Origin of the sequence: Desulfatiglans sp. (genome assembly GCA_012513605.1) — a bacterium.
In the GTDB taxonomy this organism is placed as follows: Bacteria; Desulfobacterota; DSM-4660; order Desulfatiglandales; family HGW-15; genus JAAZBV01.
In genome coordinates this window covers 1-2,685 of record JAAZBV010000015.1, presented here as the reverse complement: position 1 = coordinate 2,685, position 2,685 = coordinate 1, and the positions used below count along the sequence as shown (strand labels likewise).

3 protein-coding genes are annotated in these 2,685 nt (G+C 36.0%); all 3 read right to left on the bottom strand.

The window, feature by feature from the left end:
* Positions 1-658, bottom strand: a 658-nt coding sequence (locus GX654_01810) for a tetratricopeptide repeat protein (protein NLD35582.1), incomplete at its 3' end; no start/stop codon positions are given.
* A gap of 134 nt (positions 659-792) precedes the next feature.
* Positions 793-1,359: a hypothetical protein gene (locus GX654_01805; GenBank protein ID NLD35581.1), complete on the bottom strand. Its 567-nt coding sequence runs from the start codon at positions 1,357-1,359 to the stop codon at positions 793-795.
* Between the two features lie 10 nt (positions 1,360-1,369).
* Positions 1,370-2,685: RHS repeat-associated core domain-containing protein (locus GX654_01800; protein NLD35580.1), on the bottom strand; the 1,316-nt coding region annotated here is incomplete at its 5' end.

Sequence of the window (2,685 nt, the reverse complement as noted above, 5' to 3'; positions counted from 1 at the left end):
TATTATCAGGGTCTTTATTGATAGCGGTAAGATAATCATTTTTCGCCTTATCCTGGTTCCCTAACATCAGGTTGGACATAGCCCTGATATTCAGCATGGCAGAGGCAACTTCGGCGGTTGGATGCCTTTTAATGCCAGCATCGCATGCTTCAAGGGCCTTCTGGTATGCTTTGCTCTGGAAATAGGTAACAGCCATTAATTGGTAACTTTTAGCGCTTGGGTTAACAGCGTTTGCAGCCTTAAAAAAACTCAATGATTTATCAAAATCCTTTTTCTCAAAGTATGTCCAGCCCAGAAGCATATGGGCTTCATCATTTTTATTATCCATCTCGATAGCTTTCTCAAGCCATGCTTTTGCTTTATCAGCCCCATCTCTTTTATGCACAGCTTCACCCATCTTTAAAAGGGTGTCTGATAAATTTTTTGTTGCAGCAGGGCTTAAGCTGCCTTTATCCTTTGCTGCCTTTTCATAGGCATCAAGTATTTTAGTCCCTGCGTTATTAATGTCCCCTTTATCAAGATATCCCTTTACTTCTGAATCAAGGCTCATCAATGTTTTATCAGTTATCTTTTCCTGTGCATTTGCAATGCTTACAAAGCAGAATAATAAAACACAAACAATCACCCCTATCATCTTTTCTTTACTGGCTGCAGTCATAATCTGTTCCCTCTCTTATTGACGATGATCATCATGATTTTATATTAGAAAATTAATGCTAAACTGTTATGTTAGTTCAATAATTCAGTTTTTTTCGTTTCTTGTGGACGTTGTCCCGCTCTGCCGCTTCAACTTTATTTCCATCGCTCTTCGACTTTTTTTCTTCGTTCTAGCGCCTCCTTTTTCCTCTTACGCCAATCTTTCCCTCTTGCATCTTCCATTGCTTTTTCTGTTATTTCAAAGGTGACGTATTCTGATGTTAAACTTCCATTATAAACACCTTTATCTGCCCAATATTCACTTTTATTTTTATACGTAGCTCTTATTTTATATACCCCTGGTTCCAAAAAAAAATATGATTTAATTAGATTTTGTGTTTCAAACACTTTTCCGATAAACTCTTGAGGATATAATGTTACTATATCTTCTTCTGAAACACCCTTTTCAAAGACCTCAATAGTAATATCCATTTTATTGCCCTCTTTATCTAATATTTCAAACTCGACTGTCGGCGGGCCAAAAGCATGTTCTGATGCGAAATAAAAATATTTATTTACTAATAATATACCTGATGAAACATTTTTTAATGTTAATATCAAGTTGTTGTCATTATTAATAAATTCCATTTTTAATGGTTCTATCGCTAAAGAACAATTTGTAAAAAGCATAATTAATAGAAAAATAAGTTTTATCATTTTCATGTTATCTCCTTTATTTTTTAGGTGGGAAATATATGCCATCATCTACAAGTGCTCTATGCTCTGCATCTAAACTATAGTAAAAATATTCACATCTGCATTCTACAAATTTCACCTCATCAGGGGATAAATTAAAAATGGTACCTATATTATTAAGTTCATACAAATATGCATGATATTCTGTCATATAACCACATTGAGCATCGAATTTTGAACAAATATTATTGCGTGTATATTGATCCATAAAATGGATAACGACTTCGTGTCCAATCGTTGACATTAGAAAACCTTTAGACCGCCATGCTGCTGGGCCAATTGTAACGTTACCGGTAAATACATCCATTGAACCAAAATTTCCAATATTATCGAAACTAATCTTCACACCTTTATTATCTGCCACAAATTCATTCATTAACTTTATAAGCGTGTCTGTATTTTGTGGTGCATCATAACCTTTACCTTTTTCAAGAAGTGACATACATTTATCTTTATAATTTTTCGAGTATTGTTGTTTATTTAATGTATGCATGCCAAATAGGTCCATTCCCTCTGCCATTCTAAACAAGTTGTTTAGATTTGAAATATATCTTTCATTCATTTCTCTAGCTTGTTGAATACCAAATATTTCAGGACCAGCTAAAAGTCCAAATAGATTCGGGTTATGAATATAATAATGATAAGATTGACCAAGCTGCCAATCTACACTGCTCCAAGGGTTATAATCATCTGGCCCATAGACTCCTGCATAATGTCCAGTTGGATCAGTATATTTCAATGGATTATTCAAACAATATGAATACCTGTTGAGTGCCTGTGGATTATATTGATCCGGGATAATCGTATCCGGTGAAATAAACCTGCTCATAACAGGGTCATAGAGCCTGGCATTGTAGTTATACAGCTCATATTCACTGTCAAGCTCCTGGCCGGTGTACCTGTATGCGGATTTAAATGTACCGCCATTGTACTCATTTCTGAAAAGTGCTCCGCCAAATGGCAGATATCCGTTCTCTTCCAGAACCTGCCCTGTTTCATCTGTTACAAGGTTTGTAGAACCCAAGTGGTCCGTATGGGTGTAGTACTCCTTACCATCACTGGTACGTGATATTATCCTTTTACCATGGGCATATATATGGCTTACCTCAAGGGTTCCCCGCTTTTCAAATATATCCCCTACATATATTGTAGTTGAAGAGCCCTGCACCTTTTTAATCCTGTTACCCTCTCCATCATAGGTAAGATATGTGGGTGTACCTCCTTTATATGATATCTGCACAGGCATATTAGTATGGTTATATGTTATATTTCTGCGGCCTATGCCCTCAGACT

What these genes read in the sequence shown, in the direction of transcription:
- GX654_01805 (NLD35581.1), bottom strand. Translation starts at nt 1,359, where the DNA reads ATGAAAATGATAAAACTTATTTTTCTATTAATTATGCTTTTTACAAAT.